Source organism: Butyrivibrio sp. CB08 (assembly GCF_003625485.1).
Classification (GTDB): Bacteria; Bacillota; Clostridia; order Lachnospirales; family Lachnospiraceae; genus Butyrivibrio.
This window is the reverse complement of record NZ_RAIR01000002.1, coordinates 24,642-43,332: the sequence shown is the minus strand read 5'-3', so window position 1 is coordinate 43,332 and position 18,691 is coordinate 24,642. Positions and strand designations below refer to the sequence as shown.

Annotated in this window: 14 protein-coding genes; 9 read left to right on the top strand and 5 right to left on the bottom strand. The window is 43.6% G+C overall.

Translation table 11 applies throughout. The features are described 5' to 3' along the window. Window positions 1-11: 11 nt before the first annotated feature. The 7 genes from D6855_RS03830 to D6855_RS03800 all read left to right on the top strand — a co-directional run bounded on the left by D6855_RS03830 (window position 12) and on the right by D6855_RS03800 (window position 7,143). The gene (locus tag D6855_RS03830) at window positions 12-599 is read left to right on the top strand and encodes a Maf family protein (protein WP_120738249.1); all 588 of its coding nucleotides are present in this window, start codon (window positions 12-14) and stop codon (window positions 597-599) included. A 17-nt stretch (window positions 600-616) separates the two neighbouring features. Then, on the top strand, window positions 617-871 hold the full coding sequence (locus D6855_RS03825; protein ID WP_120738247.1) for a glyoxalase: 255 nt from the start codon (window positions 617-619) through the stop codon (window positions 869-871). 107 nt (window positions 872-978) lie between these two features. After that, entirely contained in the window at window positions 979-1,791 is an 813-nt protein-coding gene (locus D6855_RS03820) for a Cof-type HAD-IIB family hydrolase (protein WP_120738245.1), read from the top strand. 81 nt (window positions 1,792-1,872) lie between these two features. Then, entirely contained in the window at window positions 1,873-2,472 is a 600-nt protein-coding gene (gene thrH, locus D6855_RS03815; protein WP_120738243.1) for a bifunctional phosphoserine phosphatase/homoserine phosphotransferase ThrH, read from the top strand. A 95-nt stretch (window positions 2,473-2,567) separates the two neighbouring features. Continuing rightward, complete coding sequence (locus D6855_RS03810) at window positions 2,568-4,457, top strand: EAL domain-containing protein (protein WP_120738241.1); 1,890 nt, start codon at window positions 2,568-2,570, stop codon at window positions 4,455-4,457. A 134-nt stretch (window positions 4,458-4,591) separates the two neighbouring features. Then, entirely contained in the window at window positions 4,592-6,232 is a 1,641-nt protein-coding gene (locus tag D6855_RS03805; RefSeq protein ID WP_120738240.1) for an ABC-F family ATP-binding cassette domain-containing protein, read from the top strand. A 35-nt stretch (window positions 6,233-6,267) separates the two neighbouring features. Continuing rightward, entirely contained in the window at window positions 6,268-7,143 is an 876-nt protein-coding gene (locus D6855_RS03800; RefSeq protein WP_120738238.1) for a phosphoribosylaminoimidazolesuccinocarboxamide synthase, read from the top strand. Window positions 7,144-7,214: 71 nt separating this feature from the next. On the opposite strand, the gene D6855_RS03795 is transcribed toward D6855_RS03800, so the two are convergent. Next, on the bottom strand, window positions 7,215-9,740 hold the full coding sequence (locus D6855_RS03795) for a bifunctional diguanylate cyclase/phosphodiesterase (RefSeq protein ID WP_120738236.1): 2,526 nt from the start codon (window positions 9,738-9,740) through the stop codon (window positions 7,215-7,217). A gap of 58 nt (window positions 9,741-9,798) precedes the next feature. Next, a complete protein-coding gene (locus D6855_RS03790) occupies window positions 9,799-11,112 on the bottom strand; it encodes an MFS transporter (RefSeq protein WP_120738234.1) in 1,314 nt (437 codons plus the stop codon). 141 nt (window positions 11,113-11,253) lie between these two features. Here D6855_RS03790 and D6855_RS03785 point away from each other — a divergent pair, with 141 nt between their 5' ends. Then, on the top strand, window positions 11,254-12,111 hold the full coding sequence (locus D6855_RS03785) for a glycerophosphodiester phosphodiesterase family protein (protein ID WP_120738232.1): 858 nt from the start codon (window positions 11,254-11,256) through the stop codon (window positions 12,109-12,111). Between the two features lie 97 nt (window positions 12,112-12,208). Beyond that, on the top strand, window positions 12,209-15,046 hold the full coding sequence (gene ppdK / locus D6855_RS03780) for a pyruvate, phosphate dikinase (protein WP_120738230.1): 2,838 nt from the start codon (window positions 12,209-12,211) through the stop codon (window positions 15,044-15,046). A gap of 576 nt (window positions 15,047-15,622) precedes the next feature. Here ppdK and D6855_RS16775 read toward each other — a convergent pair. From D6855_RS16775 to D6855_RS03770, 3 genes are all read right to left on the bottom strand, one after another. After that, entirely contained in the window at window positions 15,623-15,790 is a 168-nt protein-coding gene (locus D6855_RS16775; RefSeq protein ID WP_199712400.1) for a hypothetical protein, read from the bottom strand. Window positions 15,791-15,851: 61 nt separating this feature from the next. Beyond that, window positions 15,852-17,417: a 2-hydroxyacyl-CoA dehydratase family protein gene (locus D6855_RS03775; protein WP_120738228.1), complete on the bottom strand. Its 1,566-nt coding sequence runs from the start codon at window positions 17,415-17,417 to the stop codon at window positions 15,852-15,854. After that, window positions 17,410-18,612, bottom strand: coding sequence for a 2-hydroxyacyl-CoA dehydratase family protein (locus D6855_RS03770; RefSeq protein WP_120738226.1), 1,203 nt, complete (start codon window positions 18,610-18,612; stop codon window positions 17,410-17,412). Before D6855_RS03770 ends, D6855_RS03775 begins: the two co-directional genes overlap by 8 nt. Between the last annotated feature and the right edge of the window lie 79 nt (window positions 18,613-18,691).

Here is an 18,691-nt window from a genome sequence, read left to right as displayed (position 1 = left end):
TTGGAGAAAGACTGATGAGATACATACTTGCATCCGGATCCCCAAGGAGAAAGGAGCTCCTTGCGAAGGTCGTTCCGGACTTTGAGATAATTCCTGCTACGGGAGAGGAGAATGCAACAAAAGAGCTTCCGGCGGAAATTGTAGAGGAGCTTTCATTTCAGAAAGCTTCGGAAATATTTCATAAAAATTTAACCGATACAGCGGACCAACTTGTTGTAATCGGTTCAGACACCGTTGTATCATATAATCATAAGATACTTGGTAAGCCTGCAGATGAAGATGATGCAGCAAGGATGGTTTCCATGTTGTCGGGAAGAGACCACGATGTCTTTTCCGGAGTTACCTGTTTTTATAACAGGGATGGAAAAGAGGAGTCCTTCACCTTTAGTGAACAGACAAGGGTTCACGTGGCAGAGATGACACAGGAGGAAGTTGCATCCTACGTGGCGTCAGGAGAACCCCTTGATAAGGCTGGAGCCTACGGGATCCAGGGACTGTTTGCAAAGTACATCACCGGCATCGAAGGCGACTACTACAATGTAATGGGACTTCCAGTAGCAAGGCTTTACCAGGAGCTTAAAAACCACAATCTTCTTTGATCTTGTTGGAGGTTAATATGCACGAATACGATGAAGCGGTTCTTAGATGTTTTTTGGAAAATCAGGGTCAGTTGTTCCCGGAAAATGTAGCTGAGAATATGGAGGAAGCTGAGGCATTCCTTGAGGATTGCATGGCTGTTGTCGTAGACGGAGTTGATGAGGTTGAGGAGTACTTCGAGGAGACAGGCGTTGACACTGAAGGTGGCAATGTTCTTGATGCTGACGAAGTATTTGATATTGGAGATGGCAGATACCTTATCGTAGAGGGTTGATATTAGCAGGATAAGGCTATAGATTTAGCCAGTATAAATGTGATATGGTTAGAGAGTCTGATGAGTATTTCAGACTCTCTTATTTTTTGACTGACAGGAGAACTTAAATGGGTAAAAAAATCTTTTTCTTTGATCTTGATGGAACCCTTCTTACTACAGATAAGAAGATATCATTAAAGACCCTTGACGCCCTTCAGAGATTTACGGACGCCGGGAACTCTTTTTGCATAAATACAGGCCGTGCCATAGACAGCGCCAAGGCAGTATATAAGGGACTGCACCTGGACTTTAAGGGAAGCTACCTCTGCGGCTCCAACGGAACAGAGATCTACAGCGTTGATGAGGACAGATACCTGTTTAAGACCGGAGTGCCCCTGGAGCTTGTGCCAAAGATCCTGGACCTGGCTGAGGAGTACGACGTTCACTGCCACACTTATAACGAAGACCACATAGTATCAAGGCATGACAATGAATGTATGACCTACTACAGGCGTGTTATCAAGACCCCGCTTCTTATTACAACGGATGTCCTTAAGGATGTAAAAGAGCCACCGTCAAAGATGATCGCAATAGAGCTTCATGACCATGAAAAGCAAGAGAGATTCAGGGTGGCCCTTGAGACCATGGTTGGAGATAAGCTCACCACCCTTTACTCAAATCCATACTACCTTGAGATATTCCCATCAGATGCGGGAAAGGGCAGTGCAGTAAAGAGACTTGCTGATATGATCGGGGTTGATATAAAAGATACCTATGCAGCAGGGGATGAACAGAACGACATTTCCATGATACAGGCTGCAGGCTGCGGAATCGCCATGATAAATGGAACAGATATCGTAAAAGAAAGCGCTGATGTTATCACAACTTTGGACAACGATCACGATGGACTTGCTGAGTTTATTCTTGGGGCAATTGATTAAATTACAGCTTTGAGGTTGTCTCTATTACTTTAATGTGCTAAACTAATCCGAGCGAATAAAACTATTTAGAGGAGAATCGTTATGAATATAGTATGTTTAGATCTTGAAGGCGTTCTTGTTCCAGAGATATGGATTGCATTTTCTGAGGCCAGTGGAATTCCTGAGCTTAAGAGAACAACCAGGGACGAACCTGACTATGACAAGCTCATGAGATGGAGACTTGGAATTCTTAAGGAGCATGGCCTTGGACTTAAAGAGATTCAGGATACTATCGCTAAGATCGATCCTCTTCCTGGGGCAAAAGAGTTTTTGGATGAACTTAGAAGTCTTACCCAGGTCATCATCATAAGTGATACATTTACACAGTTTGCAACTCCTCTTATGGAGAAGCTTGGCTGGCCAACAATCTTTTGTAACTCCCTTGAGGTTGCAGACAGCGGCGAGATCACAGGCTTTAAGATGAGAATAGAAAACTCCAAGCTCACAACTGTTAAGGCTCTTCAGTCTATTGGCTATGAGACTATAGCCAGTGGAGACAGCTACAACGATCTTGGAATGATTCAGGCTTCAAAGGCAGGATTTTTATTTAGATCCACAGACAAGATTAAGGCTGATTACCCTGAACTTCCTGCATTTGAAGAGTATAACGACCTTCTTACTGCGATAAAGAAAGAGCTTTAATAGATTTAACACAATTTTAATAGCTTTTGCATTATTGATATGTGACAATAATTATAACTAAAAATCGCACACCATGTTTAGTCAGAGGACGGAATATGTGGGATTATGGCTTTGCGATTCCCAGCTGTATAATTATTTTCATAGTGCTATGCTTTTACTTTTCGCTTCCAAGGCTCGCACTTAGGAAGAACATTTTCTATGTCATGATTCTCATTGTTGAGAGTCTTGTAATAAGCGCGGACATTTTTTCAAGTTGGGCGGATGACAATATAAGTATTTTGCCACTTGTTTTAGTGGATTATTTAAATGCCAGTTACTTTGCGCTTTTCTTCGCAAGGGCACTGGCTATGTTTTATTTTATTGCCAGCTATTTCAAGCTGATTCCGGAAAAGAACGATGTAAAAACTCTTATAATCAATATACCTTTTGGAGTTGGTTTTCTTTTGAGTATTACAAGTCCGTTTACAGGGCTTATCTATTCAGTTCGCAAGGGCTTCTATGAAAGCGGTCCGCTTTACAACATTATCTATTTTGTTTATGCCTACTATATGATATTGTGCTATATAATCCTGTACAGATTTAAGTACAGGATAAAGAGAAGACGTCACTACTGGGCAGTATTTTATTTTGTTGCAGTTTTGACTGTGGGCATTATCTTAAGAAGACTTATGCCACACCTTCTGCTTATGGACACCTTCTGTCTTATAGCCATTCTGATAATATACCTTGCCACTGAGAATCCTGAGTTCTATCTGGAAACAAGAGGTGCTGTATTTAACAGCGCAGCTTTCAGGGATTTGATTGAAGAGAGGATCGGAAGGGAGCACTTTTCAGTACTTTGCGTTGTGATCAAGAATTATCACGAGATGCGGGATATATATGGCGGACAGCAGATAGATGATGGACTTATCCTTATCAGCCAGTATCTGACAAGAAACTTTAAGGAGTTAAGCACCTTCTATTATAGAAATGGAAGATTCCTGCTTCTTGGAAGCAACGATATGGATTATCAAAATTATGTAGAGCAGATACGCAGCAGGTTTGTAGCGCCCTGGAAAGAAGAGGGAGTCGAGCTGTATCTTGAACCAGGCTTTGCCTTCATTGATGTGGGAGAAAAAGTCGCATTAGATGTTCTTCTTAATACTCTGACCGTAGCTTTTAACAAAGTTGAGACCCGGTCTTCCAGTGATATACTGGTATTTTCAGAGGAAGAGCTCAGGGAAAAAGAGGATGAGATGGCCCTTAAGAGGTTCCTTGAAACTGCAGTTGAAAGGGACAAAGTAGAGGTGTTCCTTCAGCCTCTTGTAAAGGCAGAAAGTGGAGGGCTCATAAGTGCAGAGGCTCTTTGCAGAATAAGAGACGACGAAGGAAAGCTCATTCCTCCGGGACTATTTATTCCTATAGCTGAGGCCAATGGTAAGATAAATCAGCTTGGTGAGCAGGTGTTTGTAAAGACCTGCCAGTTTATTAAGGACAATGACATTAATAAGATGGGACTATCCAGGATAAACGTCAATCTGTCCCCTGTACAGTTCTTAAAGACTGATCTGGCAGACAGATATGCTTCCATAATGAAGAAATATGATATCGATCCTGGAATGATCTATTTAGAGATCACAGAAGAATCCCTTATTGATGATGGGTTCCTGCACAGACAGATCGAGAGCATGAAGAATAAAGGCTTCCAGTTCGTACTTGATGACTATGGAACAGGCTATTCCAACATTGCCAGACTCAAGAAATGTCCATTTATAAATGTCAAACTTGATATGAGCATTGTCAGGGATTACTTCAGAGAGCCTGACGATATTCTTCCAAGTATGATACAGGCCTTTAAGCACATGGGTTTTGGTGTCACAGCAGAAGGAATAGAGGATGAGGATATGGCTGCAGTTATGACTAAGGTTGGCTGTGACTATCTCCAGGGATATTATTATTCCAAGCCTCTTCCTATGAATGAATTCGTAGAAAAATATTCTGTTTGACGATAGTGTGTTTTGTGGACAGCAGGCAAGTATACCTGCTGTCTTTTTTGTGCAAAGACATTGCATTTTATTTGTCTATCCAATATAATACGAACTGTTGCAAAGAGTAGTTTTATATTAATGAGGTTTTTTAAATGATCAGTGCAAATAATGTAACTTTAAGAGTTGGTAAAAAAGCTCTTTTTGAAGATGTAAATATCAAGTTCACACCTGGTAACTGCTACGGTATCATCGGTGCCAACGGCGCAGGTAAGTCAACATTCCTTAAGATCCTTTCAGGTAAGATCGAGACCACAAACGGAGACGTAGTTATTTCCGATGGCGAGAGACTTTCCTTCCTGGAGCAGGACCACTTCAAGTATGACGAGGACGTTGTTCTCGACACAGTAATGGGTGGTAACGCAAGGCTCTTTGAGGTCATGAAGGAAAAGGATGAGATCTATGCAAAAGAGGATTTCACCGACGAAGATGGCATCAGAGCCAGCGAACTTGAGGCTGAATTCGCTGAGATGAACGGATGGGAAGCTGAGTCAGATGCAGAGAGCCTTCTTAACGGCCTTGGAATCGAGACAGAGTTCCACCACAAATATATGAAGGAACTGGACGGCGCACAGAAGGTCAAGGTTCTGCTTGCAAGAGCACTTTTTGGTAATCCTGACATCCTTCTTCTGGACGAGCCTACCAACCACTTGGATCTTGATGCTATCGCATGGCTTGAGGAGTTCCTTATCAACTTCGACAACACAGTCATCGTTGTATCCCATGACCGTTACTTCCTTAATAAGGTATGTACATACATTGCAGATATCGATTATGGCAAGATCCAGCTCTATGCTGGTAACTACGACTTCTGGTATGAGTCAAGTCAGCTGATGATCCGCCAGATGAAGGAAGCCAATAAAAAGAAAGAGGAGCAGATCAAGGAACTTAAAGAGTTCATTGCAAGATTCTCCGCTAACGCAAGTAAGAGTAAGCAGGCTACTTCAAGAAAGAGAGCCCTTGAGAAGATCGAGCTTGATACGATTAAGCCATCAAGCAGAAAGTACCCATACATCGACTTCAGACCTGAGAGAGAGATTGGTAACGAAGTCCTCACAGTTGATGGAATCTCCAAGACTGTAAACGGCGAGAAGGTACTTGATAACATTTCATTTGTTGTTCAGCATGACGACAAGATTGCCTTTGTAGGAGGCAATGAGCTGGCTAAGACAACTCTTTTCCAGATCCTGATGGGAGAGATCGAGCCAGACGAGGGAACTTACAAGTGGGGCGTAACAACATCCCAGGCTTACTTCCCTAAGGACAATACAAGAGAATTTGACAACGATTACAATATAACAGAGTGGCTTACAGGCTACTCAGAGATCAAGGATGCTACCTATGTAAGAGGCTTCCTTGGACGTATGCTCTTCGCAGGAGAGGACGGAATCAAGAAGGTTAAGGTTCTTTCCGGAGGAGAAAAGGTACGTTGCATGCTCTCCAAGATGATGATAAGCGGCGCTAACTGCCTCATCTTTGACGAGCCTACGAACCACCTTGATATGGAATCAATTTCAGCCCTCAACGATGGAATGATCAAATTCCCAGGTGTAGAGCTGTTCGCATGCCGTGACCACCAGGTTGTACAGACCACAGCCAACAGAATCATGGAGATACTTCCAGACGGAACTCTTGTTGATAAGAGATCCACATATGATGAGTATCTTGAAAGTGATGAGATGGCTAGAAAGCGTACAGTATATACCGCTGCAGCTGACGAAGAAGAGGACGATTGATAAATTGCTATAATGCAATACAAGGAGGAGCGAATATGCAGGAGTACAGACCAGTAAAAGAAGGTAAAGTAAGAGAGATCTATGATGTAGGTGAGAACCTCATTATGGTGGCTACAGACAGAATTTCAGCCTTTGATGTTATCCTTAAGAACAAGGTAACCAAGAAGGGCGCAGTTCTCACTCAGATGTCCAGATTTTGGTTCGATTATACCAAGGATATTGTTAAGAACCACATGGTAAGTGTTGACACAGCAGATATGCCAGAGTTCTTCAGACAGCCACAGTTTACTGGCAACAGCATGCTCTGCAAAAAGCTCACCATGATCCCCGTTGAATGTATCGTTCGCGGATATATCACTGGTAGCGGCTGGAACAGCTACAAGGAAAACGGAACAGTTTGCGGAATTAAGCTCCCTGAGGGACTTAAGGAATGCGACAAGCTTCCACAGCCAATCTACACACCAAGCACCAAGGCTGAGATTGGCGATCACGATGAGAACATCGACTTCGACAGAAGCATAGAGGTTCTTGAAAAAGAGTTCCCTGGAAAGGGCAGAGATTACGCTGAGAAGATCAGGGACTACACAATCGCTCTTTACAAGAAGTGCGCTGACTACGCTCTTACAAAGGGCATCATCATCGCTGATACCAAGTTTGAGTTTGGTGTCGATGAGAATGGTGAGGTAGTTCTTGCTGATGAGATGCTTACTCCTGACAGTTCACGTTTCTGGCCAGTAGAAGGCTATGAGCCAGGACATGGTCAGCCTTCCTTTGACAAGCAGTTCGTTCGTGATTACTTAAAGGCTAATCCTGATTGCAACTACGATCTTCCTCAGGATGTTATCGATAAGACTATTGCCAAATATCTTGAGGCTTACAAGCTCCTTACAGGCTCAGATCTGGCAGTTTGATAGTATTTTTACACAAAAAATATAGCTGATACATGATATCCCTAAATGGGAGCTTCATGTATCAGCTTTTTTTATCTCTTAAGTTCCGCCTTGTTCTTGTACATTTCTTCATCTGCCCGCTTAAAAACAGCAGCGACAGTGGGATCATCATCATATTTGGACATTCCACCAGCTATAACTATTTCACCTTTTAATCTGTTCTTGATATTGTGCTTTCTAAGTTTATCCATGATGGAATCAATGTTTAAATAGTCATAGCCCTGAGCTACGACAACAAACTCATCGCCTCCAATCCTGTAAACAGGACTGTGTTTGAATAGCCGGCAGATATAGTCGCAGCCCTTTTTGATAAAGGCATCTCCAGCCTGATGACCATAGGTGTCATTTACAAGCTTGAGATCATTGATATCAAAAAGTGCGATGGCAAAATCAAAATGAACTTCGTCAACTATAAGGCTGTCCATTTTCTTTTCCACGCTGGCGTAGGCGTTCTTGTTCTTTACACCAGTAAGTTCGTCGTAACTTGCCCTGTGCTGGGCATCAAAGAGATTAGCTTCATACTCCTGTTCACGCTTTACTCTTTCATCAATGTCAAAGATACCCATGATAAGTTTTTTTCCGTCTTCTTCCTGAAGGATAGTGGCGCGCATTAACACATAACGTGGGGTTCCTCCGATGTTCAGACGGTGTCTGTTTTCAAATATTCCTTTTTTCTCTATTTCTTCAAGGACCCCTTCTTTTGTAAAGGCTGACAGAAATTCATGAAGGTCCTCATGATAGATGCCGTTGGGGGCGCTACTTATGATGGATCCAAAGAAATCATCACCTTCATCGGTAATTCCAAGGTCTGATACAATACCCGAAGGGTTGTATTTCTTGTAGTGGAAGGTTTCGGGATCCACGGTATAAATGTAGATATAATCGCCGGTCAGGGCGCCAACTCTTGAGTAGATGACCTTTTCTTCCCTGGCTTTTTCAAGAACTTCACGGGCTTTTATCTGGGCGTCAACGTTGCTTATCCCCACTATGATATGGTTCCCTTCGCCTCTTACTTTTACGGCTTTTATGGAAATATTTACCAGCTGCTGATTTAGATACATCTTTGTCAGCAGAGAGAAGGTTCCGTTTTCAGCAAGACCCTTTTCTACGTTCTTTCTTGTGAAGTTTACCTTGAGCTGAGACAGCTCATCATCGGGAATTTCCAGATCAATACCGGTTTTTTCATATTCGAAGAAATGATCGCCGTGTCTTTCAAAGGTTATGTCGCGGTTAATACCATTGGCGGCATATTCAGTGTATTCTTCTGTATCAAGATCAACGAAGAACAGATACAGATAATCCTCTGAAAGGGCTCTGGCTATGTAGTTATAGGTCAGCTCGTTTTTTGCTGCAGCTTCGGATACAGATAAAACAGCAATAGCTACTGCAGAAGCACCTGTGACCGGGTTAACAGCTATGCGCCTTGCAAAGAGCTGGATAGTCCTTCCATCACTCATTCTGTCATCGATGATAGCTCTTTTCCCATCTGCGGCACATTGCCTTACAGCGTTATACGAATAGTAGCCAACTCCTGGCCTTATGGAATCGTAATTGAAGAATCGCCATCTCTTCGTATCAGGGAAATACTTGTCTAAGAACTCCCTGTAGCTTTTGTTGCATCTGATAAAAGTGGCCTTGTTATCATCCAAAGTGAAGATGACCATGGGCATGGTATCAAAGTATTTATCAAGAGAATCGCTGTCAGCTCTTGAAAAAGAAAGATCGTAGAGATTTACTCTGCCAAGCTTCTCGTAATATTCGAATTCCGCTGGATTCTCAAAACCGATCTGAATGCCCTTTTCGTTTCGTTCGATGATAGTTGCCAGCGACACAGGCTTTATGTAATGGAAACCCTGAAGCTTAGTACATCCAACTTCCTTAAGGAACATGGCTTGTTCCCTGGTCTCGACGCCCTTGGCGGAAGTGTCCATTCCAAGAGCGATGGCGGTCTTTATGTATTCAGTAAGAACAATCTGCGCAGCCTCGTTTTTACCAATCTGCGCTACCAGTTCTCTGGATATCTTTAGAAGATCAAAGTGGATCTTCAGGAGGATGAGAAGAGAAGAGTGGCCGCCCCCGTAGTTGTCTAGCCAGACTTTGATTCCTTCTTTATTGAAACGTTCCACCTGGGTTTTCATGTAATCCACATCGCTTCCCACATCTTTTTCATTAAGCTCAACAATGAGGATATCCCTTGAAAGCCCGGAGGCATCTATTCTTTGGGTTATCTCTTTTACCATATCGCAGGAGTCAAAATCTGCGCGGGAGATATTTACGGACTCAGGAACGATGTGAAGACCGTGCTCAGCCTGACCCTTAAGTTTTTTAAGGACCCGCTCAACCATATAAAGATCAAGTTTATATGAGAGTTTTTCTTTTTCGAGAACTGGGACAAATTCAGCGGCAGTAAAGACTCCTTTTTCAGGGTCTTCCCATCTTGCAAGAGATTCTTCATCAGAAACATGTCCGCTGGCAGCACGAATCAGGGGGTGGTGGTAGGCTTTTATCCACTCCCTGGATATGGCTGTGTCAAGATTATCTATAAAGTACCGTTCCATACATTATATTTTATCAAAATAATGAGTAATCAATTATAAATCTTCTATTAAGCGTTTATCAGTCATCAACATCAAAGTGCTCAATAATGTTCTTTTTAGCCTCTGGCTTGGAATCACCGTGCTTAACCATCAGCATTGTAAAGAATGCGAGGGTTGAGAACACAAAGGCATATGGGAACAGTGTCCTGTAAGAAATATTCTCAAGAAGAAGTCCGGAGAGAATAGGTGTAAATACCTGTGCTGCCATGGAGAAGGTGTAGTAGGTTCCTGTGTATTTACCGATATCACCAGCTTTACTCATCTCAACAACCATAGGGTAGGAGTTTACGTTGATGGCTGCCCAGCCCACTCCTATAAGAACGAAGAACAGGTTTAATAGAGGAGAGTAGGTGACCATAAAGGACACACTGAGGTAACAAAAGCTCATAAGTAAAACGCCGGCGAGAATCACCTTTTTTCTGCCAAGTTTACTTGAAAGAATACCGATTGGAATGTAGCTAAGAACTGCAGCTACAGTGGCAACCATAAGAGCTCCTGCGTAGCTTCCGCCCTCAGGACCCCAGACTTCGCTGACGTATCTTGTGAAGGCTGTAGTAACAGCGTTGTAAGCCATGAACCAGAATGCTACTGATATAAGAAGGAAAGCAAGGCTCTTCATGACGTCTGCTGGAAGGCGCTTTCCTTTACTTGCCTGGATCTCTTTTTCATCATCATCGATCTGATCGCCAAGGGAGCCAAGTCCGCCTTCTTCTTCAATCTGTTTCTTGATCTTGTTCTCGTTGATGGTAAAGATCATAACTACGATGGATACTATCATGCAGATAACAAGACTAAGAACAAGGCCTGTGTAATTGGTGTCAGCAGGGTTCTCTGGTCTGTCCAAAACCAGCATTGTCATAACAAGGATAAATACGCCGCCAAGAGCGCCCATAAGGTTAATCACAGCGTTGGCTGAGCTACGAAGAGGTGCAGGTGTTAAGTCTGGCATAAGGGATACAGCTGGAGATCTGTAGGTTCCCATAGCTACCAGAAGAAGGAGAAGTACTATAAAGAAGAAAAACACATTGCCGCTTGGCTTGGCCACAAGCATTAAGATAAGGAACAAAGCTACTGAAAGGAAAGTTCCTATAATAATGAAGGGCATTCTTTTTCCGAATTTCGTGCTGCTCTTATCTGAAAGAGCTCCAAACAGTGGAAGAAGAACCAGAGCAAAAACGTTATCCATTGCCATTACAGCGCCGGTAGCGGTTTCGCCAAGATTAAAGGTGTATTTTAGTATTCTGGGTATCTCATTGTCGTAGAACTGCCAGAAGGCAGTGATAGAAAGAAATGCCAGTCCAATAAGAATAGTGCGTCTGTAATTAAGTTTCATAATCCCCAAAGCCCCTTTTTCATACATTTTTTTGTGAAATAATACACTAATATTATACATTATTGGTTGCGTTATAACAAAAAGCAATGTAAAATAGTTGGCGGACAAGTTACGAGATTATCAATTAGGAAGTGGTTATTAATGGCAGTAATTCAGTGTTTATGCGTGGTTTTGGGGATTTTGGCAGTTTTGTATCTGCTTATGACAATGCCCAGAATGATAGGCAGACCTGAAAGAGGACCACACATTAATGTTCTTTATGCACACAGGGGACTTCATGATAATGCTGGCGATGCTCCAGAGAACTCCATGGCAGCTTTTAAGAAGGCTGTGGAAGCTGGATACGGTATCGAGTGTGATGTGCAGCTGACCAAGGACGGTATCCCTGTTATTTTTCATGATTTCACATTAAAAAGGGTGGCAAGGACGTCTGATGGCCAGTCTCCAGAGGGCAAGGTAATTGATTATACCTATGAAGAGCTAAAGGAGTTCCACCTTTTCAATTCTAACGAGAAGATTCCTAAATTTGAGGATTTCCTAAGACTTGTCGACGGCAGGGTTCCACTTATTGTAGAGCTTAAGATAGAACTGAAGGACTTATCTGTTTGTCCGGCAGTCAATGGACTTCTTAGTGATTACAAGGGCGTTTATTGTATCGAGTCCTTCAATCCACTGGGAGTTATCTGGTACAGGAAGCATCGCCCTGATGTTATGAGAGGACAGCTTTCTGATGAGTTCCACAAGGAGGATCCACAGGAATTTAAAGGAATACTGTACTTCGTTCTCACTCATCTTTTCTTTAATTTCCTAGGTAAGCCTGATTTCATAGCATTTAACAGGAAGTATCCAAAGAGCTTTTCACTTTGGGTAAACAGACATCTGTATGGGTGCCTGACAGCAGCCTGGACCATCAAGAGCCAGGAGCAGCTTGAGGATGCCAAAAGAGATTTCGACATCTATATCTTTGACAGCTTCATTCCAGGGAGCGATAAAATGTGATAATTCCCAATTATGATAGTGTTATCAAAATTGGTAGTTATAAATAAATGTATATATGAAAGGTTACCGGACAAGAACCGGTAAGAAAGGTAAAAACATGGCGAACAAGTGGGTTTATATGTTTAGCGAAGGTGACATGACAATGCGTAACCTTCTCGGTGGTAAGGGTGCTAACCTTGCTGAGATGACAAGCATTGGCCTTCCAGTACCTCAGGGCTTCACAATCACAACAGAGGCCTGCACACAGTACTACGAGGATGGACGTAAGATTAACGACGAGATCATGGCTCAGGCTATGGAAGGCGTTAAGAAGATGGAGGAGATTAACGGCAAGAAGTTCGGCGATCTTCAGAATCCTCTTCTTGTATCAGTTCGTTCTGGTGCACGTGCATCTATGCCAGGTATGATGGATACAATCCTCAACCTCGGTCTTAACGACGAAGTAGTAGCTGCAATGATCAAGGGCAATCCTGATCCAGCTTTCGAGCGTTTCGTTTATGATTCATATCGTCGTTTCATCCAGATGTTCTCTGATGTTGTTATGGAAGTAGGTAAGAAGTACTTCGAGCAGCTTATCGATGCAATGAAAGAGAAGAAGGGTGTTAAGTTCGACGTTGACCTTACAGCAGCAGATCTTAAGGAGCTGGCTGAGCAGTTCAAGGCTGAGTACAAGAACCAGCTTGGCAAGGACTTCCCTTCAGATCCTGTAGAGCAGCTTAAGCTTGCTATCGAGGCTGTATTCCGTTCATGGGATAACCCTCGTGCTAACGTATACCGTCGTGACAACGATATCCCTTATTCATGGGGTACTGCTGTTAACGTAATGCCTATGGTATTCGGTAACCTTAATAATGAGTCTGGTACAGGTGTTGCATTCACACGTGACCCTGCAACAGGTGAGAATAAGCTTATGGGTGAGTTCCTTATCAACGCTCAGGGTGAGGACGTAGTTGCTGGTGTTCGTACACCTATGCCAATCGCTCAGATGGAGAAGGAATTCCCAGAAGCATATGCAGAGTTCATCAAGGTATGTGAGACTCTTGAGAATCACTACCATGATATGCAGGACATGGAGTTCACAGTAGAGAACAAGAAGCTTTACATGCTCCAGTGCCGTAACGGTAAGAGAACAGCTCCTGCTGCTCTTAAGATCGCTTGTGACCTTGTTGATGAGGGACACAAGACTCCAGAAGAAGCTGTAGCAATGATCGATCCTCGTAACCTTGATACACTTCTTCATCCTCAGTTCGATGCAGCTGCTCTTAAGGCTGCTACACCAATCGGAAAGGGACTTGGCGCTTCACCTGGAGCTGCTTGCGGTAAGGTTGTATTCACAGCTGATGACGCTGTAGCTTGGGCTGAGAGAGGCGAGAAGGTTGTTCTTGTTCGTCTTGAGACATCTCCAGAAGATATCACAGGTATGAAGGCTGCTCAGGGTATCCTTACAGTTCGTGGTGGTATGACATCACACGCTGCCGTAGTTGCTCGTGGTATGGGTGAGTGCTGCGTATCAGGTTGTGGCGACATCAACATGGACGAGGAGAACAAGAAGTTTACTCTTGGTGGAAAAGAGTTCCACGAGGGAGACTTCATCTCTATCGATGGTACAACAGGTAACATCTATGACGGACAGATCGCAACAGTTGACGCTCAGATCGCTGGCGAGTTTGGACGTATCATGGCTTGGGCTGATCAGTTCAGAAGACTTAAGGTTCGTACAAACGCTGATACACCTGCAGATGCTAAGAAGGCTAGAGAGCTTGGCGCTGAGGGTATTGGTCTTTGCCGTACAGAGCACATGTTCTTCGAGGAAGACAGAATCGCTGCTTTCCGTGAGATGATCTGCTCAGATACAGTAGAAGAGAGAGAAGAAGCTCTTGAGAAGATTCTTCCTTATCAGCAGAACGACTTCAAGCAGCTCTATGAAGCTCTTGAGGGATGCCCTGTTACAATCAGATTCCTTGATCCACCTCTTCACGAGTTCGTTCCTACAACAGAGGACGAGATCAAGAAGCTTGCTGATGCTAAGAACAAGTCAGTAGACGAGATCAAGGCTATCATCAATTCTCTTCACGAGTTCAACCCTATGATGGGTCACAGAGGATGCCGTCTTGCAGTTACATATCCTGAAATTGCTAAGATGCAGACAAAGGCTGTTATCCGTGCAGCACTTGAAGTTCAGAAGGCTCACGCTGACTGGAATGTAAAGCCTGAGATCATGATTCCTCTTGTATGCGAAGTAAAAGAGCTTAAGTACGTTAAGCAGGTAGTTGTTGAGACAGCTGACGCTGAGATCGCTGCTGCAGGCGCTAAGCTTGAGTACGAAGTTGGTACAATGATCGAGATCCCAAGAGCTGCTCTTACAGCTGATGAGATCGCTAAGGAAGCTGATTTCTTCTGCTTCGGTACTAACGACCTTACACAGATGACATTTGGTTTCTCACGTGATGATGCTGGTAAGTTCCTTAACGCTTACTATGACACAAAGATCTTCGAGAACGATCCATTTGCTAAGCTTGACCAGACAGGTGTTGGTAAGCTTATGGAGATGTCTCTCAAGCTCGGCAAGCCAGTTAATCCTTCACTTCACGTAGGTATCTGCGGCGAGCACGGTGGAGATCCTTCATCAGTTGAGTTCTGCCACAAGATTGGTCTTGATTATGTATCATGCTCACCATTCCGTGTACCTGTTGCACGTCTTGCTGCAGCTCAGGCAGCTATCGCTGACAAGGCTAGCAAGGGCGCTGATGATGCAAAGAAGTCATTCGTAGATGACGAGACAAAGGCTAAGCTTGAAGAGGCTGCTAAGAAGGCAGAGGAGATCGCAAGAGAACTTGCTAATCAGTCTGCTGATGTAGCTAAGGCTGGTCTCGAGGGACTTAAGGCAGGCGTTGACGCTGCTGTTAAGGCTTACAAAGAGACAAGAAACAAATAATTGTTTCCGCTAATAAGCATAATTAAAGGGCTGTGCACCATATGGTGCGCAGCCCTTTTTTGTGTGCGACAGGGGAGATGAAAAGATTTTAAACGTATAGGTGATTGGCCGTAAGATGATGAAATTGCGATTTTACGTAATTTACGGACCAGAGCCTGGTTTTTATGCAAATGGTATGTAGTTTTCAGGGGTATATCAAATGATATTTAATTAAATTACGGACCAGGGACAAGATTAATGCTATTTGGTCTGTAATTTTGGCAAATCGATTGGTTGATCAAGGGTAAAATAAAGGGAATTTTACGGACCAAATCAATACTTCTTTGCATTTGGTCTGAAAAACCATCTTTTTCGAGTTTGTGAATGCTGAAAAATTACGGACCAGAGAAGCGTTACTACGCATTTGAGCCGTATGAGGTTTGATAGAGGGGAGTGATAAACTGAATTTTTGGAAATTTCATAGCCCGATTGATCACAAAAAAACGTCCTACCAAAATCGGGCAAGGGGATATGCCGTGAAAGCCCCTTGAGGGATTTTGGCAGGACGTTACAATTCAATAAAGCGGGTATGAAGTGTTATAGATGCTGATCTCTGTCAATCTTATCGTAGTGTTTTAAGAGCCATGGCTCTATAGCAGCTGTGAGCTTCATGTCCAGGTTAAAGATGTAGACTGTGAAGGTTAATGCGAACAGCGCTACGATCACGATTGCGATTATCTTAAGTACATGTAGAAACAATGCCATTTTATTGGTACTCCTTGTATATAATTTGTTTTACTCTTACGGGCCTTATAGCCGCTAGTTTTTACCAGCTCTGATCGTCTGGCAGAATCTCAAGTGATGGGTCGATTGGTTCTTCCTGCATTACAGTACGCATGAAGGAATTGATCTGGTCACGAACGCCCTGGCGGGAGATGATACGTGGATCGAAGAGGTCGTGGGATACCCATACAAGAGGGATTCCTTTTTCACGGGCCTTTTCTTCGAAGAGACCATGCATTCCATCGAGGGCCTTGCAGCTCATGTGCTCCCAAAGGATAACCATGTCTGCGTTGAACATCTCTACAAACTCCCAAAGCTCATCAAGAAGTACCTTATAACCACCGTGGGTACGGTTTCTCATGATCATGTTCTCTGTAAGCCAAGCCATATCATAGATGGCCTGTTCTCTGTTCTCTGGAGTGTCAACCTCAGCGATCTCTTTAGTTGATACCATTGAGAGCATATCTGTAAGAGGAACGATTCCCCAGCAGTTAAGGAGCCATACAAGGAAGTCCATGTAGTAATGTGACTGAACGCCCCATACGATTGCGCGGTGGCGATATTCCTTGGCTGCCATTTTCTTTTTAGCATAAGCCTGTCTTGCAAGCTTGGTGATCTTTCTATCAGCTTTTTCAAAGGCTGGGACTCTTCCGCAGATAGCCATGTAGTTGGTCTCTGTGTAGAGTGCCAGGTTAGAACCAAATACCTGTGGATAAGGAGTGCGGTTCATCTCAAGCCATTCCTGACGGCACTTTGTTGCGTAGTTTACACGCTTTGCACATTCAAAGTATGCTTTCCAGTCCCATTTAACTCCTGTGTGCTTTTCTACAAAGGCGATGGCATTTCGAATCTCCTGTGCAGCGTACTCCTGAACGTCGTCCTCTCTGTGGCGAAGTGGAGCAGCAAGCTGGAATACCGGGATTCCATCCTCGTGTTCGAGACGCTGGGAGATAACGCCATTGCCAAGAAGTGATCCGTCACAGGTGGTGTTACACTGGATAGCGCAGGCTCCAAGGATAGGAGCGTCGTCATCAATTGAAACACCGGCCTCAGCCTCTGGCATAGGACATACATCTCCGGCAAGACCAAATTCCTGAGCTACATCGATGTAGTGGCATGCAGCTCGCTGGTTGAGAAGAACTGAAACATAAGTAGATGGAGTCTCGCGGCTAAGAACCTTAAGTGTTGGAAATCCCATCATTACTGCTGTCATTTCGTTCTCGTCAACAAGTACAACCTTATCAGAGAACTTCTTGTCGTTACCGATCCTTCGATCGCCCCTGAATAGGGAATCAAGGAGCTTGGCTACGTCGTCAATAACCAGGTCCTGCTCCTCGTGGCAGATGCGAAGGTATTCGCCTCTAAGTCCCTGGGTGTGTCTGTCAACCATCATGGGAACTGCAAGATAATTGGCCATCCAGCGATAGCGGAACATTGCCTTTACGTTTCTTGGCTTCATAACGAACTTGCCAAGAGTCATCATTATCTTGAGCCATCTTGAATAATCGTACATGGTGTCCACAAAGCCACGCCATTCACGGCGTTTTCTGACTCTGGAACCTTCTATATAAAAATCGCCAAACCTGTCGGCGCCAATCTGCTTAGCCATTTGCTTCACCTCTCTGAATCTTCTTGATCTCAATACTCTCAACAAAAGCCTGTACTCTTGTCTGCATCTGGCCTGATGTTCCGATGGAATATGGTCTGTCTACAGCAAGAACAGGGTATCCGTACTTGTTTCTGAGTATCTGTGAGCCCATCATCTTTTCATAGGCCCATGGGTCGCAGAACTTCATCTGCTCGTAGATGATACCGTCAGCCTTATACTCTTTTGCCAGTTCATCTACATAAACTCTTCTGTGATCCATCTTGTCAGTGTTCATGAAGCGAGGGCATTCACCCCTCATCATATACTGTCTGCAGATCTGTGTGAGTGCATCTTCCTCGTCATTGAGAATAATTGGATTTCTGCCAGGAAGAGAGCCGTAGCAGAATCTGTCAGCACATACATATGCGCCGGAGTCCTCAATAAGCTTAACAAAGTCGGTGTCATCAACCTCGGAGCCAACTACCATTACACGGGCTCTGAATCTGTTTGTGTCATCCGGCTGTCTTGTCTTAAGCTCTTCAAGAGTCTCCTCAAGTTTATCTACTATGAGATATTTGGGAGCCACATAAGTAGCAAGAGTAATTACATTAAACTCATAACCTGTGATCCTTGGATTTTCTTCTTTTCTATAATCACCAATAGCGCGAATAAGCTCACAGATATGATTGTGTTCTTTAACAGCCTTTCTGATGGCGGCGTCAGAGGTATCAATTCCGAAAGTTTCATTAAGAGGCTTAAGGATGTGGTTTTTGCACTGAAGAACATAGAGATTAAGACCATTGTCATCGGCTTTCATTGGAATCTCCATGTATTCGAAAAAGAACTTGTCCTTCCCTTTACCTACTGCCTTAAGCAGTTCCATATTCTCTATGCAGCGGTTCATCATTGAGCATCCATCAGGGGTGATGATGCAGTCAGCAAAGTTATAGCCGCCCTCAATAGCGCGCTCTAAAAGGGCGCGAGAGTATTCGCACAGAAAACTTGTCATGTAATAAGTGGAAATATCCAAAGATCCTGTTCTTGGTGCACGCAGACGTGCAGAAAAACAGCCATCAAGATTGAGAAGCACTTCAGGAGTGTTCTCACAAGTGTAGCAGGCACAAACCTTCCCCTCGGACTGTGCCTTCTGAACCAGCTCATTGTTCGCCTCAAGGAGCAGATTCTCAAAGAATATTAAATTTTTTAGATCCTTCACTTTTTCCCCTACCTTTAAAGTTAAATTACTTATTAATTTAGTCTAATATATGAAGCTTATACTGTCAATTTTTAGTGCA

What these genes read in the sequence shown, in the direction of transcription:
- D6855_RS03825 (WP_120738247.1), top strand. Translation starts at nt 617, where the DNA reads ATGCACGAATACGATGAAGCGGTTCTTAGATGTTTTTTGGAAAATCAG.
- D6855_RS03820 (WP_120738245.1), top strand. Translation starts at nt 979, where the DNA reads ATGGGTAAAAAAATCTTTTTCTTTGATCTTGATGGAACCCTTCTTACT.
- thrH (WP_120738243.1), top strand. Translation starts at nt 1,873, where the DNA reads ATGAATATAGTATGTTTAGATCTTGAAGGCGTTCTTGTTCCAGAGATA.
- D6855_RS03810 (WP_120738241.1), top strand. Translation starts at nt 2,568, where the DNA reads ATGTGGGATTATGGCTTTGCGATTCCCAGCTGTATAATTATTTTCATA.
- D6855_RS03805 (WP_120738240.1), top strand. Translation starts at nt 4,592, where the DNA reads ATGATCAGTGCAAATAATGTAACTTTAAGAGTTGGTAAAAAAGCTCTT.
- D6855_RS03800 (WP_120738238.1), top strand. Translation starts at nt 6,268, where the DNA reads ATGCAGGAGTACAGACCAGTAAAAGAAGGTAAAGTAAGAGAGATCTAT.
- D6855_RS03795 (WP_120738236.1), bottom strand. Translation starts at nt 9,740, where the DNA reads ATGGAACGGTACTTTATAGATAATCTTGACACAGCCATATCCAGGGAG.
- D6855_RS03790 (WP_120738234.1), bottom strand. Translation starts at nt 11,112, where the DNA reads ATGAAACTTAATTACAGACGCACTATTCTTATTGGACTGGCATTTCTT.
- D6855_RS03785 (WP_120738232.1), top strand. Translation starts at nt 11,254, where the DNA reads ATGGCAGTAATTCAGTGTTTATGCGTGGTTTTGGGGATTTTGGCAGTT.
- ppdK (WP_120738230.1), top strand. Translation starts at nt 12,209, where the DNA reads ATGGCGAACAAGTGGGTTTATATGTTTAGCGAAGGTGACATGACAATG.
- D6855_RS16775 (WP_199712400.1), bottom strand. Translation starts at nt 15,790, where the DNA reads ATGGCATTGTTTCTACATGTACTTAAGATAATCGCAATCGTGATCGTA.
- D6855_RS03775 (WP_120738228.1), bottom strand. Translation starts at nt 17,417, where the DNA reads ATGGCTAAGCAGATTGGCGCCGACAGGTTTGGCGATTTTTATATAGAA.